The sequence below is a fragment of the Ruegeria sp. BG9 genome (genome assembly GCF_056538305.1).
Genome location: NZ_JBQFSY010000009.1, coordinates 37,620 through 56,372, shown reverse-complemented (window position 1 = coordinate 56,372; position 18,753 = coordinate 37,620). Strand labels below are relative to the sequence as shown.

The 18,753-nt window shown below is 58.5% G+C and carries 21 protein-coding genes, 1 other RNA gene and 1 riboswitch; of the genes, 10 read left to right on the top strand and 12 right to left on the bottom strand.

Annotation, left to right across the window (positions count from 1 at the left end):
* Nucleotides 1-59 precede the first annotated feature (59 nt).
* Nucleotides 60-218: a hypothetical protein gene (locus ACR0I8_RS16135; RefSeq protein ID WP_170691747.1), complete on the bottom strand. Its 159-nt coding sequence runs from the start codon at nucleotides 216-218 to the stop codon at nucleotides 60-62.
* 219 nt (nucleotides 219-437) lie between these two features.
* Between ACR0I8_RS16135 and gatC the strand changes: the two genes are divergently transcribed.
* The 5 genes from gatC to rnpB all read left to right on the top strand — a co-directional run bounded on the left by gatC (nucleotide 438) and on the right by rnpB (nucleotide 4,149).
* Nucleotides 438-725 (top strand): Asp-tRNA(Asn)/Glu-tRNA(Gln) amidotransferase subunit GatC, encoded by a 288-nt coding sequence (gatC, locus tag ACR0I8_RS16130; RefSeq protein ID WP_170325838.1) that lies wholly within the window; start codon nucleotides 438-440, stop codon nucleotides 723-725.
* A gap of 3 nt (nucleotides 726-728) precedes the next feature.
* Nucleotides 729-2,216: an Asp-tRNA(Asn)/Glu-tRNA(Gln) amidotransferase subunit GatA gene (gatA, locus tag ACR0I8_RS16125; RefSeq protein WP_170691748.1), complete on the top strand. Its 1,488-nt coding sequence runs from the start codon at nucleotides 729-731 to the stop codon at nucleotides 2,214-2,216.
* Between the two features lie 38 nt (nucleotides 2,217-2,254).
* A complete protein-coding gene (locus ACR0I8_RS16120; RefSeq protein WP_170691750.1) occupies nucleotides 2,255-2,956 on the top strand; it encodes a hypothetical protein in 702 nt (233 codons plus the stop codon).
* Nucleotides 2,940-3,623, top strand: a complete 684-nt coding sequence (locus ACR0I8_RS16115) for an N-acetylmuramoyl-L-alanine amidase (RefSeq protein WP_480703390.1) — start codon at nucleotides 2,940-2,942, stop codon at nucleotides 3,621-3,623. The genes ACR0I8_RS16120 and ACR0I8_RS16115 overlap by 17 nt, the downstream gene beginning before the upstream one ends.
* A gap of 126 nt (nucleotides 3,624-3,749) precedes the next feature.
* An RNA gene (gene rnpB, locus ACR0I8_RS16110) (RNase P RNA component class A) lies at nucleotides 3,750-4,149 on the top strand.
* 9 nt (nucleotides 4,150-4,158) lie between these two features.
* On the opposite strand, the gene ACR0I8_RS16105 is transcribed toward rnpB, so the two are convergent.
* The 3 genes from ACR0I8_RS16105 to ACR0I8_RS16095 form a co-directional block, all read right to left on the bottom strand.
* Nucleotides 4,159-4,491, bottom strand: coding sequence for a GYD domain-containing protein (locus ACR0I8_RS16105; RefSeq protein ID WP_170691753.1), 333 nt, complete (start codon nucleotides 4,489-4,491; stop codon nucleotides 4,159-4,161).
* Between the two features lie 76 nt (nucleotides 4,492-4,567).
* Nucleotides 4,568-5,389, bottom strand: a complete 822-nt coding sequence (locus tag ACR0I8_RS16100) for a DUF2182 domain-containing protein (RefSeq protein ID WP_170691755.1) — start codon at nucleotides 5,387-5,389, stop codon at nucleotides 4,568-4,570.
* Between the two features lie 12 nt (nucleotides 5,390-5,401).
* Nucleotides 5,402-6,037: a DUF1326 domain-containing protein gene (locus ACR0I8_RS16095; protein WP_170678302.1), complete on the bottom strand. Its 636-nt coding sequence runs from the start codon at nucleotides 6,035-6,037 to the stop codon at nucleotides 5,402-5,404.
* Nucleotides 6,038-6,316: 279 nt separating this feature from the next.
* On the opposite strand from ACR0I8_RS16095, the gene rpmG reads away from it, so the two are divergent.
* Together rpmG and ACR0I8_RS16085 are read left to right on the top strand one after the other, a co-directional pair.
* Nucleotides 6,317-6,484: a 50S ribosomal protein L33 gene (gene rpmG / locus ACR0I8_RS16090; RefSeq protein ID WP_037309480.1), complete on the top strand. Its 168-nt coding sequence runs from the start codon at nucleotides 6,317-6,319 to the stop codon at nucleotides 6,482-6,484.
* A gap of 208 nt (nucleotides 6,485-6,692) precedes the next feature.
* On the top strand, nucleotides 6,693-7,199 hold the full coding sequence (locus tag ACR0I8_RS16085; protein WP_170374852.1) for a hypothetical protein: 507 nt from the start codon (nucleotides 6,693-6,695) through the stop codon (nucleotides 7,197-7,199).
* 91 nt (nucleotides 7,200-7,290) lie between these two features.
* Here ACR0I8_RS16085 and ACR0I8_RS16080 read toward each other — a convergent pair whose 3' ends face one another.
* The 6 genes from ACR0I8_RS16080 to ACR0I8_RS16055 all read right to left on the bottom strand — a co-directional run bounded on the left by ACR0I8_RS16080 (nucleotide 7,291) and on the right by ACR0I8_RS16055 (nucleotide 13,649).
* Nucleotides 7,291-7,677: a nucleoside triphosphate pyrophosphohydrolase family protein gene (locus tag ACR0I8_RS16080; RefSeq protein WP_170554049.1), complete on the bottom strand. Its 387-nt coding sequence runs from the start codon at nucleotides 7,675-7,677 to the stop codon at nucleotides 7,291-7,293.
* Nucleotides 7,677-8,648 carry a class 1b ribonucleoside-diphosphate reductase subunit beta gene (gene nrdF / locus ACR0I8_RS16075; protein ID WP_170374857.1) on the bottom strand — a complete coding sequence of 324 codons (972 nt, stop codon included), beginning with the start codon at nucleotides 8,646-8,648 and terminating at the stop codon, nucleotides 7,677-7,679. Before nrdF ends, ACR0I8_RS16080 begins: the two co-directional genes overlap by 1 nt.
* An 11-nt stretch (nucleotides 8,649-8,659) precedes the next feature.
* The gene (gene nrdE, locus ACR0I8_RS16070) at nucleotides 8,660-10,783 is read right to left on the bottom strand and encodes a class 1b ribonucleoside-diphosphate reductase subunit alpha (protein WP_170691757.1); all 2,124 of its coding nucleotides are present in this window, start codon (nucleotides 10,781-10,783) and stop codon (nucleotides 8,660-8,662) included.
* Nucleotides 10,765-11,190, bottom strand: coding sequence for a class Ib ribonucleoside-diphosphate reductase assembly flavoprotein NrdI (gene nrdI / locus ACR0I8_RS16065; protein WP_170691759.1), 426 nt, complete (start codon nucleotides 11,188-11,190; stop codon nucleotides 10,765-10,767). Before nrdI ends, nrdE begins: the two co-directional genes overlap by 19 nt.
* Before the next feature lie 3 nt (nucleotides 11,191-11,193).
* The gene (gene nrdH, locus ACR0I8_RS16060; RefSeq protein WP_170374861.1) at nucleotides 11,194-11,415 is read right to left on the bottom strand and encodes a glutaredoxin-like protein NrdH; all 222 of its coding nucleotides are present in this window, start codon (nucleotides 11,413-11,415) and stop codon (nucleotides 11,194-11,196) included.
* A gap of 85 nt (nucleotides 11,416-11,500) precedes the next feature.
* Nucleotides 11,501-11,692: riboswitch (cobalamin riboswitch) on the bottom strand.
* Nucleotides 11,693-11,780: 88 nt separating this feature from the next.
* The gene (locus ACR0I8_RS16055; RefSeq protein WP_170691761.1) at nucleotides 11,781-13,649 is read right to left on the bottom strand and encodes a DEAD/DEAH box helicase; all 1,869 of its coding nucleotides are present in this window, start codon (nucleotides 13,647-13,649) and stop codon (nucleotides 11,781-11,783) included.
* A gap of 237 nt (nucleotides 13,650-13,886) precedes the next feature.
* Between ACR0I8_RS16055 and ACR0I8_RS16050 the strand changes: the two genes are divergently transcribed.
* Nucleotides 13,887-14,339, top strand: a complete 453-nt coding sequence (locus ACR0I8_RS16050) for a hypothetical protein (RefSeq protein ID WP_170691764.1) — start codon at nucleotides 13,887-13,889, stop codon at nucleotides 14,337-14,339.
* Between the two features lie 1,331 nt (nucleotides 14,340-15,670).
* Here the strand turns inward: ACR0I8_RS16050 and ACR0I8_RS16045 are convergent.
* Both ACR0I8_RS16045 and ACR0I8_RS16040 read right to left on the bottom strand, forming a co-directional pair.
* Nucleotides 15,671-15,808, bottom strand: a complete 138-nt coding sequence (locus ACR0I8_RS16045; protein ID WP_170374868.1) for an entericidin A/B family lipoprotein — start codon at nucleotides 15,806-15,808, stop codon at nucleotides 15,671-15,673.
* Between the two features lie 120 nt (nucleotides 15,809-15,928).
* Nucleotides 15,929-16,273, bottom strand: a complete 345-nt coding sequence (locus tag ACR0I8_RS16040) for a metalloregulator ArsR/SmtB family transcription factor (RefSeq protein WP_170691766.1) — start codon at nucleotides 16,271-16,273, stop codon at nucleotides 15,929-15,931.
* A gap of 324 nt (nucleotides 16,274-16,597) precedes the next feature.
* On the opposite strand from ACR0I8_RS16040, the gene ACR0I8_RS16035 reads away from it, so the two are divergent.
* Together ACR0I8_RS16035 and clpX are read left to right on the top strand one after the other, a co-directional pair.
* Nucleotides 16,598-17,230, top strand: coding sequence for an ATP-dependent Clp protease proteolytic subunit (locus tag ACR0I8_RS16035; protein WP_170691768.1), 633 nt, complete (start codon nucleotides 16,598-16,600; stop codon nucleotides 17,228-17,230).
* 133 nt (nucleotides 17,231-17,363) lie between these two features.
* Nucleotides 17,364-18,632, top strand: coding sequence for an ATP-dependent Clp protease ATP-binding subunit ClpX (gene clpX / locus ACR0I8_RS16030; RefSeq protein ID WP_170374874.1), 1,269 nt, complete (start codon nucleotides 17,364-17,366; stop codon nucleotides 18,630-18,632).
* Nucleotides 18,633-18,753 lie beyond the last annotated feature (121 nt).

The following is an 18,753-nucleotide window of genomic DNA, read 5'->3' as shown; positions in this document are numbered from 1 at the left end:
CAGTCAATTGTTGCCGTCCGGGCCGGGCAGTTATCACCCGACCCGGGGCAGGGGGTCTATCACTTGTTCGTCTCGACCTGATCCTGGCTGACAACCTCGGGGGCAGGAGTGGGGAAGGTCAGATCAGGTGTCAGGGTATTCATTGTTGGGCCAAAAGCCTGTGCTTGCGACGCTACAACAGTGGTGGCCACTACAAATGCAATCAGGAAGGGTTTCATGTCTCTACTCCGGGTTTTGGCTGTGCCGTGGAATAGAAATGAACAGTTCAGTTCAGTTTTTCAAGAGTAGAAATGAACCAAACGGTTTACTTTTTTGCATGGGAGGTATGCAAAATGGAAAAGAGGCCATGTCAGATGATGCCAGGGCAGACCTTATCGCGCTCTTGCGACCCGGACCCCGGACGGGTAAATGCCCCCTAACGCATATGAGGTTTTCCGATGTCGATTGACCAAAGCACCGCCGCCAAGGTGGCCAAACTGGCCCGGATCAAGGTCGAGGATGACGCGCTGCCCGCGCTGGCGTCCGAGTTCAACACCATCCTTGGGTTCATCGAGCAACTGAACGAAGTGGATGTCGAAGGCGTCGAGCCGATGGTCTCGGTCGAGCCGATGCGCCTGAAACGTCGTGAGGATGTGGTCACCGACGGAAACCAGCAGGACAAGGTTCTGGCCAACGCCCCCGATGCGCGCGAAGGCTTTTTCGCAGTCCCCAAAGTGGTGGAGTAAGACATGAGCGATCTGAACAAACTGGGCCTGGCCGAGGCCCGCGATGCGCTGCGCAAGGGTGATGTGACCTCGGTTGAACTGACCGAGTCCTGCCTGAAGGCCATTGATGAAGCCGACGCGCTGAATGCTTTTGTCCACAAGACGCCCGAGATCGCACTGGAACGCGCCAAGGCTGCGGATGAACGGATCAAGGGCGGCGACGCGCCGTCAATGTGTGGTCTGCCGATCGGTATCAAGGACCTATTCTGTACCAAGGGCGTGCCCTCGCAGGCGGCATCCAAAATTCTGGAAGGCTTCAAGCCCGAATACGAATCCACCGTGTCTCAGCAACTGGCCGATGCCGGTGCTGTCATGCTGGGCAAACTGAACATGGACGAATTCGCCATGGGCTCGTCCAACGAAACCTCCGTCTATGGCAACGCAGTCAGCCCGTGGCGTCGCGGCAATGACGACGCGCAGCTGACACCGGGCGGTTCGTCGGGTGGCTCGGCGTCTGCTGTGGCCGCAGATCTGTGCCTGGCCGCGACCGGCACCGATACCGGCGGTTCGATCCGTCAGCCTGCAGCTTTTGTTGGTATCACCGGTATCAAGCCGACTTATGGCCGTTGCTCGCGCTGGGGCATCGTCGCGTTTGCCTCCTCGCTGGATCAGGCCGGTCCGATGACCAAAAACGTACGCGACGCGGCGATCATGCTGGAAACCATGTGTGGCCATGACGCCAAGGATTCCACCAGCGCCGAACTGGCCGTCCCGAATTTTGAGGCGATGCTGACCGGCGACATCAAAGGCAAAAAGATCGGTATCCCGAAAGAATACCGCATGGACGGTATGCCTGCCGAGATCGAAAAGCTCTGGTCCGATGGCGCCGCGATGCTGAAAGACGCGGGCGCCGAGATCGTCGATATCTCGCTGCCGCACACCAAATACGCGCTGCCTGCGTATTATGTGATTGCGCCTGCCGAGGCGTCCTCGAACCTCGCCCGCTATGATGGCGTACGTTATGGTCGCCGCGCGCAGCTGTCTCAGGGTGACGGTATCACCGAGATGTATGAAAAAACCCGCGCCGAAGGCTTCGGTCACGAGGTGCAGCGCCGTGTAATGGTCGGCACTTACGTGCTGTCGGCGGGCTTCTACGACGCCTACTACAACCGCGCCCGCAAGGTCCGGACCCTGATCAAGAAGGATTTCGAGGATGTCTTCGCGGCAGGCGTCGACGCGATTCTGACCCCGGCCACCCCGTCCGCATCCTTCGGACTGGGCGAGATGACTGAGGCCGACCCCGTTCAAATGTACTTGAACGACGTCTTCACCGTGACTGTGAACCTTGCCGGTCTGCCGGGGATCTCGGTGCCTGCAGGGCTCGATAAACAAGGGCTGCCGCTGGGTCTGCAACTGATCGGTCGGCCCTGGGAAGAAGGCGATCTGCTCAATACCGCCTATGCGTTGGAAAACGCCGCTGGTTTTGTGGCAAAACCGTCGAAATGGTGGTAAGCCTCGGGCCTGAAAGACATCAGACACGGAGGCGCAGCATGCGCTCTTTGCCTCTCATCGCGGCGATCTCGCTGATCGCCGCCTGTGATACGGTCACACCGATTGGCGGAACCGGTTTCAACACGCCCGAGTATCAGGCCCAGCGTGAGGCTCAACTGTCCGGGCAGGGGAACGTCGTAAACCCACTGCTTGCCCCGGTGGATGTTTCGGAGCAGGCCCTAGGTGCACCGGGTTCGGCGTCGAACCTGGCAGTTGCGACCGGTGCCAATGCCGATATTGCCAATCAGACGGCGGCGGCTTTGGCCAGCACTTCGGCGCAGCCAACGGTCACTCCCGTGCCCAACAATATCGGCATCTCCGACGAACAGGATTTCGGAGCCGTGTCCGAGCGCCGCAGCATCGAATCCGACGCTGCTCGCATCGAACAGAACCGCCAGACCTATGAAGTGGTTGCCCCCACGGCCGTGCCTGAACGTGGCAGCGACGGCCAGCCCAACATCGTGCAATACGCACTCAGCACATCCAACCCTGTGGGCACCCAGCTTTTCAGTCGCGCGGGGTTCAACCTGCAGGCCAAAGCACAGCGCAACTGCGCACAATTCCCCTCGCCCGACCAGGCCCAGATCGCTTTTCTGTCGAACGGAGGGCCACAGCGCGACCGCAAAGGACTGGACCCGGATGGCGACGGCTACGCCTGCAGCTGGGACCCGAGCCCGTTCCGCAGTGCCATCAACAACTAAGCCTGCGCCGGTCTGGCACGCTTCGCCGAATTTCGGCCCCCGCCGCGATGGCCTGACGCCGACTCTGATTGTCCTGCACTACACCGCGATGGATACCGCTCAGGCCGCGCTGGAGCGCCTCTGTGACCCACAAGCCGAGGTCTCGGCGCACTACCTGATCGGTTCTGATGGCACGCTCTGGCAGATGGTGCGCGAAGAGGACCGTGCATGGCACGCCGGTGCGGGCGAATGGCATGGTCAGACCGACATCAACTCGCGCTCCATCGGGATCGAGCTGGACAATACCGGGGCACACCCTTTCTCGGATCTGCAGATGGCAGTGTTGGAAACCCTCTTGCCACAGATCATGTCGCGCTGGGCGATTCCGCCCGAGGGCGTGATCGGCCATTCCGATATGGCCCCCGGCCGAAAAAGTGACCCCGGAGCAAAGTTCGACTGGCAGCGACTCGAACGTCAGGGTTTGGCCGCCGCGCGCGGAGCCCAAACCGCCCCGGCAGACATCACGTGCGACAACTTCCGCACACTGGCCCGCGCCGCAGGTTTCACTGCCGATGTCCCGAACGAGACACTTCTGGCTGCCATCCGCCTACGATACCGCCCCTGGGGTACAGGTCCGATCTCACTTGCCGATTTCAAGGCGCTCAGGTCGACCCCACGCACAACCTGATCCGCTCTTCATCTGGCCAAAAATATCTCGGGGATGAATTGGCCAAAGGCCAAGAAGGGGCTGGCCCCTTCCTCCACCCCATCCACCCTTGACGCGACCGGGAACACAGCATACCCACCCCTCTGCGCGGAGGGCCGGATGGCCGCTGGGGTCGCAAGACCCGAGAGGAAAGTCCGGACTCCACAAGGCAACGGTGCCGGGTAACGCCCGGGCGGGGCAACCCGACGGAAAGCGCCACAGAAATCAGACCGCCTGCGGCTTCGGTCAAAGGTAAGGGTGAAACGGTGGGGTAAGAGCCCACCGCGCCGCTGGCAACAGCGGCGGCACGGCAAGCCCCACCGGGAGCAATGCCAAATAGGGTCCCCGCGCGGGATGGTCGGCGTCTGCCGATACCACCGCTAAGCGCGTCTTGGCCGAGAGGGACCGGGTTGGCAGCTTGAGCCGCGCAGCAATGCACGGCCTAGAGGAATGGTCATCGAAGGGGGCAACCCCGGAACAAGATCCGGCTTACAGGCCCTCCGCGCGTATCCTATTGTCAGTTTCCGGGTGGCGTATAGGCCCCGACCAGTTTCGCAGCCTTCTTCTGAACCGCCACGAAGTCCTTGGCTTTCCAGGCCCTTACGGTTTCTATTTTGGATACCGCGCCAGAGGCGGCGACCGCCATGCCAACTGCAACTGCGTCCGTCTCGTCTGGTGCTTCGCTGATGACAACCACGTCGTTATCCCCCGTCGTGATGTAGAAGGCCAAAAGCTTGGCACCGACCTTTTTCAACAGCGCTTTTACGGCGTCCGTCCGATCGGATGGTTTGCCGACCATCCCCTTCGCGCCTTTCTGTGAATAGGATGCATAGGTGATAAAAACAGGCATGGATGCCTCCTGGCTGAAGTTGAGGGACCTTTGATTGGGCCGGTCCTTTGGCCTGAAATCCGATCCGAGGCGTGCGCTAAGGCACGACCACCAGCCAGACGCCAAGAACGATCAGCACCGCGCCCGTCGTGGGCACCAGCCACATGGCGTGCGGCATCAACTTCTCCAACGCGACGTAAATGGCGACGCCGACGATCCAATAGAGGTTCATTACTCCGCCCACGAACAGCAGCAGCATCAGGGCCCAGCAGCAGCCTAGACAATAAGCTCCGTGCAGCGCGCCGGTGCGGAATGCGCCGTAGGCGTAGGGTCTGTTGTGATCGGCCAGAAAACGCGCCGGGCTGCGGCAATGGCGCAGACAGGCGGTTTTGAGGCTGGAGAGCTGGTACAGCCCCGCTGCGATCATAACGCACCCGGCTGCCGTCCGAGAGCGGATGGTCATCATCGGGCCATCGGACAGCCCAACACCTTCCAGCAGCCATTGTGCGCCGGTTGCTAGCACGCTGAACAAGGCCCAGGCCACCAGATACCCGGCCAGAAAAAACAGGCTCAACCGCGCCGTATTGTCCTTGTCCGGCCCGACCCGTTTCAAAGCCATGAACAGCAGAACAGTAGGGGCGGCGCTGGGTGTCATCATCGCGATCATCATCACCCACCACATTAGGAAGATCAGCACGGCATAAGGCGCCGTCCAATCTACCTCGGTCGCCATCTGCATTGGGTTGCCAATCGGGCGGGCCATCCGGGTCATGTCCACGGCGGTCATGTTCATGCCAACCCCGGCAATCGTGTACCATGACGCCGCAAGAATGATCAGCGCGACACAGACCAGAACAACGCTACGGTCATGCCGAAGGACCCGATCAACCAAATGGCTCGGTGGTGGGGATTCAGTCATTGGACACCCGGCCTAAGCGCCCAGAACCCCGTGTCCCGAGATGTTGAGATGCGCCAGATGCGCGTGGGTCGCATCAAAGGCCAGGCTGATCGCAGCGCCCGTGGTCTGGGCCGAGCCCGAGGCCGCCTCGGCGGTGCGATATTCGAACCCGTTGGGCAGATGGAACGCCGCACGATGCGGATCGCCTGTTACGATATTGGGGATCGGTCTGACTTTCACATCGAACACACCGGTCACTTTCGCATAGCCGGTCCGGTCCTCGCGGCTCCAGTCCAGTTCGATCGGAACGTACAGAGTTTCGTGTTTCTTGGGCGCCATTGCGCTGAAGACGTACCACATAGTCGCCATTTCATCGGTGTCTTCGCCAGTCATGATGGCCTGCAACGCGGCGCGCTGATCGGCAGAGGCGCTTTCGTCGATGATCAACTGCATCTGACCATTGCCTTCATGGATCGGGCCGGGCCAGTGATACACCCCTGCTGCCCGCACACCGGCAAGGTCTGTGTCGCCGTAGTGGCCGGATTCAATATCGAAGACCACAACAGCTTCGCAATTGCCATGGGTGGGTAGAACACTGAACTGGCAAGGGCAGCCGAAGTTGCAGTTACAATTGGCCAGCTCTTCGGCCTGCAGTTTCCATTCTGTCATGATTAACCCCCAAACACGCTTAAACGTAATCTGCCGTATTAGGGTCGAGCCTGATATGTATGCCTCGAAGGCCGGGCTTGGCGCCGGCTTCTGGGTCGTTCGAATTGCGCGACCATATCACGAAAGCGTGATTGCGCCAAATCCGGTGCAAGCGTGCAACTCAGCTTTTGTGCGCCTCACTTGCGGAATCCGGTTGACTCGGGCGCGCGACGGGGTAAAAGCGCACGCTCATAGGAATTCAACCGGAAGGCCCTGCCTTTTCGGACGCAGGAGATAACCATGGCGAAGCCGACGACAATCAAGATCCGCCTGAACTCGACCGCGGGCACGGGCCACTTCTACGTGACCAAGAAAAACGCGCGTACGATGACCGAGAAAATGACCATTCGTAAATACGACCCGGTCGTTCGGAAACATGTCGAGTACAAGGAAGGCAAGATTAAGTAATCTGCCGTTCCAATTGGACATTTTGAAAAGGGCTCTGAGTTGTCAGAGCCCTTTTTCTTTCGGACGCGTACGCTGGTGCGGCCATGCGAAGGGAACAGGTCCGTTGCAGGGACGCATCAGCGCCAGGCCCCTTCGCACCTGCCGCGGCTTGCTTTTTACATCTCGCTACCGCTACGGTTTAGCAAATCGCCACAAAATGTTGACCGCCATGAAAAAAATCTTGCTACCGACAATCGCCGTTTTGACCCTCGCGGCTTGTGAAGACCCCTTCAATCGCCAAGGTGTCGGGTTCACCGGGATTGATGGTGAACCGCGCACGGTGTCCGATGTTCCGGGAGCCGTCGCCTTCTTACCGCCAGCGACCAATGTCCCGGCCGAGCTTGCGGAATTGCCGACTGTCTCAGTCCTATCCGACAAGGTCGGGATCGATAAGATTGCCGGTGTGGCGATCGAAAACGGCGGTCAGTCGCCTGCAAACGCGGTGGAACTATCGGGAAGCAGTCAGAACCTGTATCTGAGCACGGTGAATGTGAACGGCACCCTATTCGGTGTCGTTCGGACTCGCTCCAACAGCACTCGGGTCGATAACTCTGTGGGGGCGGCGTTTGGTAGAGAAACCGAACGCTTTACCGGTTGCCTGCCTGCAGGAGATGTCTACAGCAAGGGCTCATCCGATCGTAGCTCGGGCTTTGCGGTTCCGCTGAACTGCAGCTGATCCAGTCGAAGATCAGTTGACGTGAAAAAGGGCGGGGATTTACTCGCCCTGTTAATTTGGGCCGATGCTGTTCTTCTAAGCCAAGGCAGAGTTAGCCATCCTCAAGGAAACGGGCGAGGTCGGGCCGGCGGAAGGTCGGGCCTTTCAGCACCTTGCCATCTTCGCGAAGAACCGGTTTCCCATCGGCGCCCAGCTTGGACATGTTCGAGGCGTGGACTTCCTCCATCGCAGCTTGTTTGACACTGTGTAGGCCGAATTCCAGAAAGGTGCCGTCCAGCACGTATTGGATGTCACACAGGGCATCTAGCACCTCGACCAGATTGCCATCCTCCACCGCTGCGCGCAGCTCCGCAACTTCCTCTTCTAGGATCGCCAACCGCATCTGTGCGCGCGTCTCGGGGATTGCGGGTGCGTCCACGACCGGCACGTCAAAGGCTTCGTGCCAGTCCCGAACGATGGTCAGAGTGTCCTTTGCCATCAGAAATCCCAATCTTCGTCCTCGGTCGCTACCGCCTTGCCGATGACATAGGAGGAGCCGGAGCCCGAGAAGAAGTCGTGGTTCTCACTGTCTGGGCTGAGCGCCGCCAGAATCGCCGGGTTGACCTCGGAGACTTCGGGCGGGAACAGGGCCTCGAACCCGAGGTTCTGCAACGCTTTGTTGGCGTTGTAGTGGAGGAAGACCTTCACATCCTCGGTCAGGCCGAGTTCGTCATAGAGTTCCTCGGTGTATTGGTTCTCGATCCCGTAAAGCTCGAACATCAAGCCAAAGGCATAATCCTTCAACTCCTGCTGTTCCGCCTCAGAGAGCTTCTCGTAGCCGCGCTGGAATTTGTAGCCGATGTAATAGCCATGCACGGCCTCATCTCGGATGATCAGGCGGATCAGGTCGGCGGTGTTGGTCAGCTTGGCCCGGCTGGACCAATACATCGGCAAGTAGAAGCCGGAATAGAACAGGAAACTTTCCAGAAACACCGACGCGATCTTGCGTTTCAGCGGGTCATTGCCCGGAGCGTATGTGTTCAGGATCGCCTCGGCCTTGGCCTGCAGATGGGGATTCTCTTCGGACCAGCGGAACGCCTCATCGATCTCCTTGGTCGAACAGAGCGTCGAGAAGATCGAAGAGTAGCTGCGCGCGTGCACCGCCTCCATAAAGGCGATGTTGGTCAGCACGGCCTCTTCATGCGGGGTTACGGCATCGGGCATTAGGGCAGGGGCACCGACCGTGTTCTGGATTGTGTCCAGCAGGGTCAGGCCGGTAAAAACGCGGATGGTCAGCTGCTTTTCATGGTCCGTCAGCGTCGCCCAGCTTTGGATATCGTTGGAAAGCGGCACTTTCTCCGGCAGCCAGAAATTGACCGTCAGGCGATTCCAGACCTCAAGGTCCTTGTCATCTTCCAGCCGGTTCCAGTTGATGGCGCGGGGGATCTTGGTTTGGATCATGTCTTTCATATCGTTTCCCCTTACAGCGAGCAGGATACGCAGCCCTGCACCTCGGTACCTTCAAGGGCTTCCTGGCGCAGACGTACGTAGTAGATGGTTTTGATGCCTTTCTTCCACGCGTAGATCTGCGCACGGTTGATATCGCGGGTCGTCGCCTCGGCCGGGAAGAACAGGGTCAGTGACAGGCCTTGATCCACATGCTCGGTCGCCGCTGCATAGGTGTCGATCAGCGCCTCAGGGCCGATCTCATAGGCATCGCGGTAGTATTCGAGGTTTTCATTGTTCATGAAAGCCGCCGGGTAGTAGACGCGACCAATCTTACCCTCTTTGCGGATTTCGATCTTCGAGACGATGGGGTGGATCGAAGAGGTCGAATTGTTGATATAGCTGATCGACCCTGTCGGCGGCACGGCCTGAAGGTTGCGGTTATAGAGGCCGTGTTTCATCACATCTGCCTTCAACGCTGCCCAGTCGTCGCGGGTGGGCAGGGTCATGCCGTCGAACAGTGCCTTGACCCGCTCGCTTTCGGGTAGCCAGTCACGGGTGGTGTATTTGTCGAAGAAGTTGCCCGAGGCATAGTCTGACGTCTCGAACCCTTTGAAGGACGCCTTACGCTCCTGCGCTAGCTCGCAGGAGGTGCGGATCGCGTGGTAGGCCATGGCCGCGAAGTACACGGATGTGAACTCGACCCCCTCAGGCGAGCCATAGTGGATGTGTTCGCGGGCGAGGAAGCCGTGCAGGTTCATCTGTCCCAGACCAATCGCGTGGCTTTCATCATTGCCGCGACGCACCGAGGGCACGGAGTCGATTGCCGACATCTCGGACACCGCCGTCAGCGCCCGGATCGCAGCGCCGACAGTGCGGCCCAGATCGCCGCCATCCATCGTCTTGGCAATGTTCAGCGAGCCGAGGTTGCAGGAAATATCCGTGCCCAGATGCGAATAGCTGAGGTCATCGTTGAACTCGGACGCTTCATTGACCTGCAAAATCTCGGAACACAGGTTTGACATGTTAATTCGGCCCGCAATGGGGTTCATCCGGTTCACCGTGTCTTCGAACATCACGTAGGGGTAACCGGATTCGAACTGGATCTCGGCAATGGTCTGGAAAAACTCACGCGCATTGACCTTGGATTTACGGATGCGCTTGTCATCGACCATCTCGTGATACTTCTCGCTTACCGAGATTTCCGAGAACGGCACGCCGTAAACCTTTTCCACGTCATGGGGTGAGAACAGGTACATATCAGCGTTTTTCTTCGCCAACTCGAAAGTGATGTCGGGGATCACCACGCCAAGGCTCAGCGTTTTGATACGGATTTTCTCATCCGCGTTTTCGCGTTTGGTGTCGAGGAAGCGCATGATGTCCGGGTGGTGCGCGTTCAGATACACCGCACCCGCACCTTGCCGCGCACCCAGCTGGTTGGCGTAAGAGAAGCTGTCCTCTAGCAGTTTCATCACCGGGATCACGCCCGAGGACTGGTTCTCGATCCCTTTGATCGGTGCGCCGTGCTCGCGGATATTGGTCAGCAGCAGCGCCACACCACCACCGCGCTTGGACAGTTGCAGGGCCGAGTTGATGCCTCGACCGATGCTCTCCATGTTGTCTTCCAACCGCAGCAGGAAGCATGAGATCAGCTCGCCGCGTGAGGCTTTGCCCGCGTTCAGGAAGGTGGGCGTGGCGGGCTGGAAGCGGCCGTCGAGGATTTCTTCCATGAAGGACAGGGCCAGCGCCTCATCGCCGCGCGCCAGCGCCAGCGCGGTCATGACGACGCGATCCTCATAGCGTTCCAGGAAACGCTGCCCATCACGGGTTTTCAGCGTATAAGAGGTGTAATATTTGAACGCGCCCAGAAAGGTCGGGAACCGGAACTTCTTGGCATAGGCCGCATCCCAGATTTTGCGCATGAAGTTCTTGGAATACTGGTCCAGAACGGCCTCTTCATAGTAGCCCTCGGACACCAGATACCCGAGCTTTTCGTCCAGCGAGTGGAAGAACACGGTGTTCTGGTTGACGTGCTGCAGGAAATACTGCCGTGCGGCCATACGATCGGCATCGAACCGGATCTTACCCTCACCATCGTAGAGGTTCAGCATCGCGTTCAACGCGTGATAGTCCTGCTCGTTTACGCTGCTGTCGAGCATAGGTTTCTCCCTAGTTTTTCCAGCCCGGCGCGGACGCGGGCGATGTCGGTCTCTGTTCCGGCCAGCTCGAATGTGTAGAGCAGCGGTACGTTGCATTTCTGGGCGATGATGCGACCGGCCAAAGCGTAGGTCGCACCGAAATTGCGGTTGCCTGTGCCGATCACCCCAACGATCCCGGCGCGTCTGTCCGGGTCGTTCAGGAACCGGATCACCTGTTTCGGAACCGCCCCGCGCCCTTCGCCGTCGGCGTAGGTGGGGCTGATCAGCACATAGGGGAGTCCGGGGTCAGGCAGCGGGTCCATTCCACTCGGAATGCGGAAAGAGGTCAGGCCCAGCCGCGAGACAAAGCGGTGGGTGTTTCCGGATTTCGATGAGAAATAGACCAGCGCCGGGGTCGGCGCGGCCATGGGTCAGGCCAGTTGGGCGATCATGTCCGGGCGGAAACCCGACCAGTGATCACTGCCTGCCACAACGACAGGGGCCTGACGATAGCCCAGCTCGGTCACATGGGTCATGGCGCTGTCGTCCTGGGTCAGGTCGATGACGTCATAGGTGATGCCTTTTGCATCCAGCGCGCGGGTGGTGGCGGTGCATTGTACGCATGCGGGTTTGGAATATACGGTAATGCTCATGTCGTCCTCTGTCCCTTTAATCAAAGCCGAGGACGCCTTGGGCAAAAAAAGGCCCGTCACACGCCCCCGAACCCTCCGTTCGTGGTTTTCATTCACGCTTGCGGCAGGTCTCCTGGCTTGCGGATCATCGTTCTGACTGGCCTTCCCAAAAGCACGCTTTCAGTGGCGTGTTCAGCCGAACTCTCCGCTTACAGTTGCGGGGGCAGCGCCGGTTTTTCACCGGTTTCCCTCTTAGCTTTCAACAGGAATCGAAAGAACCGAAGCAACACCATATTGGGTTCGGCGGCGGCAGGTTGTCAATATATGGTGTGGCAAAGAAAATAAATTTCTTCGCTTGCACTACCTGCCACGTGCGCTAAGGCGGTTTACTTTTTCCGCTTGGGCATCGCGTTGCCACCCTTCATCGCAGCCGCACGCGCGCGGTTTTTCTTGCTGTTTGGCTTGCCTTTGGGCGGAGGCGGGCCTTTCGGACGGCGCGCTGGTTTCTTGTGCTGATCGCCCGAGGGGGCCTGATCCCGTTTGGGCCGCTTTTCGGGCTCGGGTTTTTCGGCCGGTTTGCGACGCGGTTTTGCGGGCTGAGGCTCAGCTGCGCGGGCCGGACGTTCGGGGCGTTTCTTGCCTTTGAAGTCGCGCTTGGGACCTTTGCGGCCACCACCGGAAAGGGCGGGTGGCGCGTCCAGTTGCACAAGGGTCTTGGTGCCTTCGACCGTCATCTCGGGGCCGATGGCCTTCAGAAAACTTGCGACACTGCTTTCGCGAATCTCGATATGGCTTTCGGTGTCAGAAATGCGGATCGCGCCGATATCGTCTTTGGTGATCTTCCCCGCCTTGCACAACATGGGCAGCAAATAGCGAGGCGAGGCGTTTTCGTTGTGTCCTTCCGACAGCGAAAACCACACGCTTGGGCCAAAGGGTGCGTTCGGCTTTGGCGCTGCGTCGGGCGTGTCGTTCAGCTCCTCCGGGGCGGAATGTTTGCGCCCGTATTGACGCAGATAGGCCGCCGCGAGTTGCTGCGGTGAAAAGCGCGAGACCAGATCGTCGACCAGCGCACTTTCCCCCTCGGTTACTTCCACGGTCCAGTCATCCGAGCTAAACATCCGCTGCATGTCCTGCGCCTGAACCTCATCGGCCGAGGGTGCAGATCCCCAATCGGCGGTCAGCTTGGCGAATTTCAGCAGGCGTTGCGCCTTTTTGAACGATGCGGGCGGTACGATCAACGCGCTGACGCCTTTCCGCCCGGCGCGTCCGGTTCGGCCCGAGCGGTGCAGAAGCGTTTCATGGCTGTTCGGTAGTTCCGCGTGGATCACCAGATCAAGGTTAGGCAAGTCGATCCCGCGCGCGGCCACATCGGTCGCCACACAGACGCGGGCGCGCCCGTCGCGCATGGCTTGCAGCGCATTCGAACGTTCGCTCTGCGTTAACTCGCCGGACAGGGCCACGACCGAGAATCCACGATTCGACAACCGCGCTGTCAGGCGGCTGACCATGGCGCGGGTGTTGCAGAAGATGATGGCGTTGGGGGCCTCGTAGAAGCGCAGCACGTTGATGATTGCGTTCTCACCATCGCGCGGGGCCACATTCATTGCGCGGTATTCGATATCGGCATGTTGCGTGCGCTCGCTGACGGTGCTGACACGCTCGGCATCGCGCTGGTAGCGGGCGGCGAGGGAGGCGATGGCGCGGGGAACCGTAGCGGAAAACAGCAGCGTCTGACGTTCGGACGGTGTCTGTTCAAGAATGAACTCAAGATCTTCGCGGAATCCCAGATCGAGCATTTCGTCGGCTTCATCCAGAACCACGGCGCGCACGGCGGTCAGATCAATCGACTCGCGCATGATATGGTCGCGCAAGCGACCCGGCGTTGCAACCACGATATGTGCACCACGGGCCAGCGCTCGCCGCTCGTCTCGCATATCCATGCCGCCGACACAGGACGCGATGAATGCCCCTGCATCCGCATAGAGCCATGCCAGTTCGCGTTTGACCTGCATCGCCAATTCGCGTGTCGGCGCGATGACCAGCGCCAAAGGCGTGTCAGCCGCATCGAATACATCCGCGTCGCCCAAAACGGTTGGGGCGATAGCGAGGCCGAAGCCAATGGTTTTCCCCGATCCGGTCTGCGCTGAAACCAACATGTCGCGACCTTGCAGGTCGGGTGCGGATACGGCGGTTTGGACAGGGGTCAGCGTGTCATACCCTTTGCGATCAAGGGCGTCTTGAAGTGTTTGTTTCATGGCTCGGCTCATTGGGATGCTGCGGTCACCCTCAGAGCGTCTTATACGCGGATGATCGTCGAAGGGCTCTCCTTACCGAGTGAGGCGCCGGATGTATAGAGCGGAAAGCGGGCTGCACGATCAAACACAGCATGAACGCTTGATGAAGGTTCCTTCAGGAAAGTTGTATCCCGTCGCGCTCCTCCCAATCTGTTGAACACAGCCAGAGATGGCACCGATTTCAGGGAGAAAGAGACCATGACCAGATTTATGACTGCCGGAGCAGCCGCTCTGGCCACGAGCCTAGCCCTTGGTACTGCCGCTGCTGCCGAAAACACACCTGATCTGCGCGGTATTTGGACGGCCAGCCAGACTACAGTTTCGCCGTCGAATTCGGCTACCGGTGATGCGCCGCGATTTAACCAGTCGGAATGGGTGCTCGAAATTCAGGCTCAGAACGACAATGTCTTTTGGGGGCCGAGTATGTGGCGTCGCAATGCCATGGATGACTGGACGATGTACGAGGCCACCGGTTCCATCAGCCAGGATGGCTCGGGAAAAATCGGGATCGTCGAAAGCTCGGCCGAGCCGGCGATTGGCGTGAACGCTTTGATCGACGCGCGCTACCAGGACGGGCGAATTTATGCGGATTTCCGTAGCCTGCGGACTGGAACTACCTACAGCACCGTTCTGGAACGTCAGGTGAACTGAAGCGTTTCCGGCCCGGCCGGACTGTAGGGGGTACAGACTGTCGCCTGATTTTGACGACGACAGAATAGTAGGTAAACTGTCCGGGTCGGAACGCTTCTCAATATCGGAATACTCGTCTCCACAGTGAGGAGGCGGACCGGACGGTGATTTCGCCGAGCGCGACAGGATCCAGTATATGCCGGGTTTACAAGCGGTGTTCCTCGGCCCGTGTTATTGGGATCTCGCGAACCTTCAGCGCGGGGTCGCGCGTGGTGAAATTTCGCCGTCCGGTCCAAGCTCCATTTCAGAAGTATGGCATCTTGTCCGCCGAATGCCGCAGATTCTGCTGGGAAGGATTTGTCCAGTCGATCTTTTGCGAACTTATCTGTTTTGCCTCCGCGACCGACTTCAGCACGGCTGGCGTTTTTAAGCGTCGGTTAAGAACCAATACCGGGCGCAAGCCTCACTCTAGATACCGTCTTGTGCATATGCTCGACAGCGCATGTTTTTAGTAGGGAACTTAGCCCCGTTTCGGTCCGAACGATTCGGTTCTGCGGACGGTGCGGCGTTGTCAGTTCCTGAAATTTGCGATCAGTTTATCGTCTGTTGCCGTTTGCACCTGCAGCAAATCGCAATATTCCGGTCAGAGTTTGGCGAAAAGAGTTTTGCAATTATAACCCTACGTGGTTGTCGAGAAATCCGGAGTTATCCACAGTACCCTCCCGGCAGATATCAACAACTTATCCCCGTCTGATTTCCATGCTGCAGTGCTATTTTCTTGCCCGATAGAGGGTGCAATGCAAGATTAGTTTCACCGCTGGAGTTCCTCGGATCAGAAGGCGGGATGCAAAGGCCAAGGGGGTCTACGCAGGAGATGTTGATCTTAGGATTGGCTATATTTTGCAAGGACTTACCGGTTGGTGATGCATCGAGTTGGGGCTTCGTGCCTTGGGTCGACGGATCATCTTCTCAAGTGGGCTTTGTGCGTCGCGGCGACTTTCGAGTTTGTGGCGGCGGCTGCGGTTCCTTCGGGGGCCGGGGCAACTGGATCGAAGTGGTCTTAGGACAAACTTCGTCCGGGTAAGGCGTCAGGGGTTGCCCGCAAGGGCGCATGCAAAGACCGCGTCTGCGCACCTGACGCCTTTTCCCTTGCTGGCTTCATACAGGCTACCACCCACCCCTCGTCAGAATGGGAACGGGGCTCTTTCGCATGTGCAAAAGAGCCCCGTGTTAACGTCAGATGATGCAATGCCGCGTCTATGCACCTGTGCTTATATAGTAGCCAGTTCAGACCACCGCATCAACAATATATTGCGTGCGTCATCCTGCGATCCGCAAGATGAAGGTGTAAGTCAGAGGTTTTCCTGCACGTCCGAGGCTGCGTTCTGGATCGCATCGCCGGCTTTTTCGATATCTTTGCCCGCGCCTTTGGCGGTTTCGCAGGCGGTCAATGCAAATAGGCTCAGGCCAATCAGAATTGCGCGGATCATGTTTTTCTCCTTCATGCTCGATCAGGCCTTCGGTACCAGTATCTTACTGAGGAGGCTAGCACTTTTGCGGTTTACCGGGGGTCGAGTTGCGTCTACGCCTGCGGCCTGCCGTGCAAACTATTAGTGCCCTGTGTTTTCGCTGCAGAACAGCTCATAGACGGTTTCCAGCATCCGACGGGGTTTGTCATCGGCCAGTCGGTAATAAATCGCTTTGCCGTCGCGGCGGGGCGTCACCAGCCCCTCTAGCCGCAAGCGCGACAACTGCTGCGACACGGCGGCCTGGCGGGCGGACAACAGGGTCTCCAGCTCGGTGACAGATTTCTCGCCCGACGCCAGATGGCACAGGATCATCAGACGCCCTTCGTGGCTAATTGCCTTCAGAAAATTCGCCGCCCGCGACGCGTTTTCAACCATTTGGTCAAGCTCTGCCGAAGGGGTGTCCTGGGTTACTTGGGGGAGTGCCATCTATACTTCGTTCCTTACGATCCCGCTATGGGTGATGCCTGCCATATACTAATTACCGGATGAGTACATCCAATTTGCTTGTTTTGCACTTTTGCGCCCATATGCATGAATCAAAATACCGTGATCAGATCGACTGTATGCGAAAAAGTGCCGGTTTCGGCCCCTGTGTGGTGGGAGCCGAAGACAAGGGCCGCCGTATCTTGCGAACAGTTTGCAAGGTCGTTCTTGTCGGCCCCCCTTGCAGCCCCCCAATGGCGACACTAAGACTCGGGTAACTCTTGTTGGGATAATGTCCCGATCCATAGCAAAGCAGGCAGGTTCCGAATGTTCGATCCAGTAGATACCTATATGAATACGCTCGTGCCCATGGTCGTTGAGCAGACCAGCCGGGGGGAGCGCGCCTATGACATTTTCTCGCGTCTGCTCAAAGAGCGGATCATCTTCATCAACGGTCCGATTCACGACGGGATGAGCCATTTGATCGTCGCACAGTTACTGCATCTTGAGGCGGAAAACCCGAACAAGGAAATCTCGATCTACATCAACTCGCCCGGCGGCGTGGTGACCAGCGGTTTGTCGATTTACGACACAATGCAGTACATCAAGCCTAAATGTTCCACATTGGTCATCGGTCAGGCGGCCTCAATGGGCTCGGTCCTGCTGGCCGGCGGTGAGACAGGTATGCGCTTTTCGCTGCCCAACAGCCGTATCATGGTTCACCAGCCCAGCGGCGGATATCAGGGTCAGGCCAGCGATATCATGATCCATGCCGCTGAGACGCAGAAGCTGAAAGATCGCTTGTATGACATCTACGTACGTCACACCGGGCAGACCAAGAAGTCCGTTGAAAAGGCTCTGGATCGCGACAATTTCATGAGTCCCCAAGAGGCCAAGGATTGGGGCCACATCGACGAGATCGTCGAAAACCGTGCCAAGATGGATACGGAAGAGGCCTAAGAAACGCGTCCCGCGTGCCAAGTGCGGGCCCATTTTGAGATTGTAGCCGCCAGAGCGCTGGCCTAAGCTGCACGAACATGCGCAAGCGCGCCCCGAAGGTAGGGGCGCAGAGACGAAGCCCGAAAGGTAGATCATGGCGACGAATTCAGGCGGTGACGGCAAAAACACGCTCTACTGCAGCTTTTGTGGAAAAAGCCAGCATGAGGTGCGCAAGCTGATCGCAGGCCCGACCGTTTTCATCTGTGATGAATGCGTCGAGCTGTGCATGGACATCATTCGCGAGGAAACAAAGGCCAGCGGTCTGAAATCCTCGGACGGTGTACCGACACCCAAGGATATCTGCGAGGTTCTGGACGACTACGTAATCGGTCAGGCAACTGCCAAGCGGGTTCTGTCGGTTGCGGTCCACAACCACTACAAGCGTCTGAACCACGCCCAGAAAGCGGGTAGTGATATTGAATTGGCCAAGTCGAACATCCTGCTGATCGGTCCGACCGGTTGCGGCAAGACGCTGCTGGCCCAGACGCTGGCGCGTATTCTGGATGTGCCGTTCACTATGGCCGATGCAACGACGCTGACCGAAGCTGGCTATGTGGGTGAGGATGTTGAGAACATCATCCTGAAGCTGCTTCAGGCCAGCGAATACAATGTCGAACGCGCGCAGCGTGGCATCGTTTACATCGACGAAGTCGACAAGATTACGCGCAAGTCTGAAAACCCGTCGATCACGCGTGACGTCTCGGGTGAGGGTGTTCAGCAGGCGCTGCTGAAACTGATGGAAGGCACCGTCGCCTCGGTTCCACCTCAGGGTGGACGTAAACATCCGCAGCAGGAGTTCCTGCAGGTGGACACCACTAATATCCTGTTCATCTGTGGCGGCGCGTTTGCCGGTCTGGATAGGATCATCGCGCAGCGCGGCAAAGGCTCGGCAATGGGCTTTGGCGCTGACGTACGTGACAATGACGAGCGTGGCGTTGGCGAAATCTTCCAGGACCTCGAGCCGGAAGATCTGCTGAAATTCGGGTTGATCCCGGAATTCGTCGGTCGTCTGCCGGTTCTGGCGACGTTGGAGGATCTGGACGAGGACGCTCTGGTCACCATCCTGACCAAACCCAAGAATGCTCTGGTCAAACAATACCAGCGTTTGTTCGAGCTGGAAGATGCTGAACTGTCCTTTACCGATGAGGCGCTGAAATCGATCGCCAAGAAAGCGATCGAGCGAAAAACCGGCGCTCGGGGGCTGCGTTCGATCCTCGAAGATATCCTGCTGGATACGATGTTCGAACTTCCGGGGCTCAAGAATGTGACCGAAGTGGTTGTAAACGAAGAGGCCGTGACCTCTGACTCGCAACCGCTGATCATCTATGCGGATGCGGTGCCGGAGTCGGCGTCAGCTGGTTAAGGGGTAAGGGGCGCTGCCCCCGCCGCCCTTCAGGCGCCTCCCCCGAGGTATTTCCAGCCAGATGAACAAGGGATCCTCCACTTCATCTGGCCAAAAATATCCTGGAGCGCGAGGCAAAGCC

What these genes read in the sequence shown, in the direction of transcription:
- ACR0I8_RS16135 (WP_170691747.1), bottom strand. Translation starts at nt 218, where the DNA reads ATGAAACCCTTCCTGATTGCATTTGTAGTGGCCACCACTGTTGTAGCG.
- gatC (WP_170325838.1), top strand. Translation starts at nt 438, where the DNA reads ATGTCGATTGACCAAAGCACCGCCGCCAAGGTGGCCAAACTGGCCCGG.
- gatA (WP_170691748.1), top strand. Translation starts at nt 729, where the DNA reads ATGAGCGATCTGAACAAACTGGGCCTGGCCGAGGCCCGCGATGCGCTG.
- ACR0I8_RS16120 (WP_170691750.1), top strand. Translation starts at nt 2,255, where the DNA reads ATGCGCTCTTTGCCTCTCATCGCGGCGATCTCGCTGATCGCCGCCTGT.
- ACR0I8_RS16105 (WP_170691753.1), bottom strand. Translation starts at nt 4,491, where the DNA reads ATGCCTGTTTTTATCACCTATGCATCCTATTCACAGAAAGGCGCGAAG.
- ACR0I8_RS16100 (WP_170691755.1), bottom strand. Translation starts at nt 5,389, where the DNA reads ATGACTGAATCCCCACCACCGAGCCATTTGGTTGATCGGGTCCTTCGG.
- ACR0I8_RS16095 (WP_170678302.1), bottom strand. Translation starts at nt 6,037, where the DNA reads ATGACAGAATGGAAACTGCAGGCCGAAGAGCTGGCCAATTGTAACTGC.
- rpmG (WP_037309480.1), top strand. Translation starts at nt 6,317, where the DNA reads ATGGCGAAGCCGACGACAATCAAGATCCGCCTGAACTCGACCGCGGGC.
- ACR0I8_RS16085 (WP_170374852.1), top strand. Translation starts at nt 6,693, where the DNA reads ATGAAAAAAATCTTGCTACCGACAATCGCCGTTTTGACCCTCGCGGCT.
- ACR0I8_RS16080 (WP_170554049.1), bottom strand. Translation starts at nt 7,677, where the DNA reads ATGGCAAAGGACACTCTGACCATCGTTCGGGACTGGCACGAAGCCTTT.
- nrdF (WP_170374857.1), bottom strand. Translation starts at nt 8,648, where the DNA reads ATGAAAGACATGATCCAAACCAAGATCCCCCGCGCCATCAACTGGAAC.
- nrdE (WP_170691757.1), bottom strand. Translation starts at nt 10,783, where the DNA reads ATGCTCGACAGCAGCGTAAACGAGCAGGACTATCACGCGTTGAACGCG.
- nrdI (WP_170691759.1), bottom strand. Translation starts at nt 11,190, where the DNA reads ATGGCCGCGCCGACCCCGGCGCTGGTCTATTTCTCATCGAAATCCGGA.
- nrdH (WP_170374861.1), bottom strand. Translation starts at nt 11,415, where the DNA reads ATGAGCATTACCGTATATTCCAAACCCGCATGCGTACAATGCACCGCC.
- ACR0I8_RS16055 (WP_170691761.1), bottom strand. Translation starts at nt 13,649, where the DNA reads ATGAAACAAACACTTCAAGACGCCCTTGATCGCAAAGGGTATGACACG.
- ACR0I8_RS16050 (WP_170691764.1), top strand. Translation starts at nt 13,887, where the DNA reads ATGACCAGATTTATGACTGCCGGAGCAGCCGCTCTGGCCACGAGCCTA.
- ACR0I8_RS16045 (WP_170374868.1), bottom strand. Translation starts at nt 15,808, where the DNA reads ATGATCCGCGCAATTCTGATTGGCCTGAGCCTATTTGCATTGACCGCC.
- ACR0I8_RS16040 (WP_170691766.1), bottom strand. Translation starts at nt 16,273, where the DNA reads ATGGCACTCCCCCAAGTAACCCAGGACACCCCTTCGGCAGAGCTTGAC.
- ACR0I8_RS16035 (WP_170691768.1), top strand. Translation starts at nt 16,598, where the DNA reads ATGTTCGATCCAGTAGATACCTATATGAATACGCTCGTGCCCATGGTC.
- clpX (WP_170374874.1), top strand. Translation starts at nt 17,364, where the DNA reads ATGGCGACGAATTCAGGCGGTGACGGCAAAAACACGCTCTACTGCAGC.